Origin of the sequence: Mixta sp. (assembly GCF_024610815.1) — a bacterium.
Classification (GTDB): Bacteria; Pseudomonadota; Gammaproteobacteria; order Enterobacterales; family Enterobacteriaceae; genus Mixta; species Mixta calida.
Genome location: NZ_JANION010000099.1, coordinates 1 through 2,325, shown reverse-complemented (window position 1 = coordinate 2,325; position 2,325 = coordinate 1). Strand labels below are relative to the sequence as shown.

The following is a 2,325-nucleotide window of genomic DNA, read 5'->3' as shown; positions in this document are numbered from 1 at the left end:
GTGAACTGCAGTTGCCATGTTTTACGGCAGTGAGAGCAGAGATAGCGCTGATGTCCGGCAGTGCTTTTGCCGTTACGCACCACCCCGTCAGTAGCTGAACAGGAGGGACAGGTGATAGAAACAGAAGCCACTGGAGCACCTCAAAAACACCATCATACACTAAATCAGTAAGTTGGCAGCATCACCTGCGATGCCTTCCTCGATTACTGACCACGACGTTAAGCGTATGTTTCGCTTTGCTTCGCTTGCGCAATTCTCAAGAGATACTAACTTTTAATATAGAAATTCCCTGGTGTTGGCGCAGATGCGCACCCCGCTTGATGCGGGTTTTTTTTAAACCGCGCTTATCAGGAGATGGTCATCTCATTTATCCCCAACATGGAGAAAGGCAATGAAAGCACTGACTTACCATGGCCCCCATCGTGTCAAAGTTGATAATGTTCCCGATCCTGGCCTGGAAGCGCCGGATGACATCATTCTACGCGTTACCGCTACCGCTATTTGCGGTTCCGATCTGCATCTCTATCGCGGCAAAATTCCTGGCACCTCTCATGGGGATATCTTTGGCCATGAGTTTATGGGGGAAGTGGTGGAAGCGGGATCCGCAGTGACGGCGGTGCAGAAAGGGGATCGCGTAGTGGTGCCTTTTGTTATCGCCTGCGGCGACTGTTTCTTTTGTCGCTTGCAAGAGTTTGCCGCCTGTGAGACGACCAATTCCGGCCGTGGGGCGATCCTGAATAAGAAACAGATCACTTCTCCGGCGGCGCTGTTTGGCTTCAGCGCGCTGTATGGCGGCGTGCCGGGCGGACAGGCGGAATATGTACGCGTGCCGAAAGCGAACACCGGACCGTTTAAAGTGCCGCAGATCCTGGCGGACGATAAAGTGCTGTTCCTCTCTGATATCCTGCCTACCGCCTGGCAGGCGGTGAAAAACGCACAGGTAACCAAAGGCAGCAGCCTGGCGATTTTCGGCGCCGGTCCGGTGGGACTGTTGACCGCCGCCTGCGCGCGTATGTTGGGCGCGGAAAAAATCTTCATGGTGGATCACCATCCCTATCGACTCGCCTTTGCGCAGGAGCGCTACGACGTTATTCCCATCAACTTTGATGAAAATGACGATCCGGCGGCCTTTATCATTGAAAACACCGTTAACCATCGCGGCGTTGACGCAGTTGTCGATGCGGTCGGCTTTGAAGCGAAAGGCAGCCTGACCGAAACCGTGATGACCAACCTGAAGCTGGAGGGCAGCAGCGGCAAAGCGCTGCGTCAGTGCATCGCGGCGGTAAGGCGCGGCGGCATCGTCAGCGTGCCGGGCGTGTATGCAGGTTTTATCCACGGCTTCCTGTTTGGCGACGCCTTTGATAAAGGGCTGACCTTTAAAATGGGGCAGACGCACGTTCAGGCTTACCTGCCGGAGTTGCTGAACCTGATTGAGCAGGGGCTGATTAAACCCGAAGAGATTATTACGCATCATATGCCGCTGGAGCGAGCGGAAGAGGCGTACAAGATCTTTGAAAAACGCGAAGAAGAGTGCCGCAAGGTGATTCTGGTGCCAGGACTGACTGAAACGCTGCGCCACGTATAATCGGCCTTGGCGGTAAGAACGGGTTTCTGGCTTATGCCGAAACCCGTTTTTTTATGAGCCTAGTTATTTTCCTGAAGCAGCTCTTTCAGACGGGTAAGGGTAAACAGCGCCGCCTGATTGATTACTGATTCGCTGTCGCCGCTGAAATGCTTTATCTCCGCCTTTATCGTACCGTTGGGCAACCCCCAGCCAAACCAGATAGTGCCTGCCGGGGTGCCGTCCGGGCCGTCGTCAGGACCGGCATAGCCGGTCACCGACAGGCTGACCGATTCACCGGACTGCGCTTTTGCGCCAGCCGCCATCTCACGCGCCGTCGCCTGGCTGACGGCGGTGTATTTCTCCAGCGTCCGCTGATCGACCTTTAGCAGACGCATTTTGGCGTCATTGGTATAGGTCACGAAGCCGCTGCTGAAATAGTCCGCGCTGCTGCTGGCGGAACACATCGCCATGCTGACCAGCCCGCCGGTGCAGGATTCCGCCGTCGCCAACTTAACCCCGGCCTCGGTAAGCCATTCCCCTAATTCTGAAGCCGCCTGACGTAATTGTTCGTTCATTGTCGTTCTCCTTGCGCTGTGGAATCAATTAAGTGTAGAAGACCTGCCCGCCGCTGGCAGACAGAGATAAAAATCTCTCTTCAGCAACGTAATATTTTCCACGCTGCGCGTTTGAAGAAATTATGTTTTCTGAATCTTTTCCTGAATTTCTTAACCGATCGCTGGCAGCGCCGATAATTCTTATCG

The 2,325-nt window shown here is 54.4% G+C and carries 3 protein-coding genes; 1 reads left to right on the top strand and 2 read right to left on the bottom strand.

Features of this window, described 5'->3' with window-relative positions:
- Positions 1 to 131 (bottom strand): IS1 family transposase (locus tag MYY08_RS06705; RefSeq protein WP_353738461.1); only part of this gene is annotated, 131 nt, incomplete at its 3' end.
- Positions 132 to 391: 260 nt separating this feature from the next.
- Between MYY08_RS06705 and MYY08_RS06700 the strand changes: the two genes are divergently transcribed.
- Positions 392 to 1,585, top strand: a complete 1,194-nt coding sequence (locus MYY08_RS06700; RefSeq protein WP_038629607.1) for a zinc-dependent alcohol dehydrogenase — start codon at positions 392 to 394, stop codon at positions 1,583 to 1,585.
- Positions 1,586 to 1,644: 59 nt separating this feature from the next.
- Here the strand turns inward: MYY08_RS06700 and MYY08_RS06695 are convergent, their stop codons facing one another.
- Positions 1,645 to 2,139 (bottom strand): CinA family protein, encoded by a 495-nt coding sequence (locus tag MYY08_RS06695; protein ID WP_190296379.1) that lies wholly within the window; start codon positions 2,137 to 2,139, stop codon positions 1,645 to 1,647.
- Positions 2,140 to 2,325 lie beyond the last annotated feature (186 nt).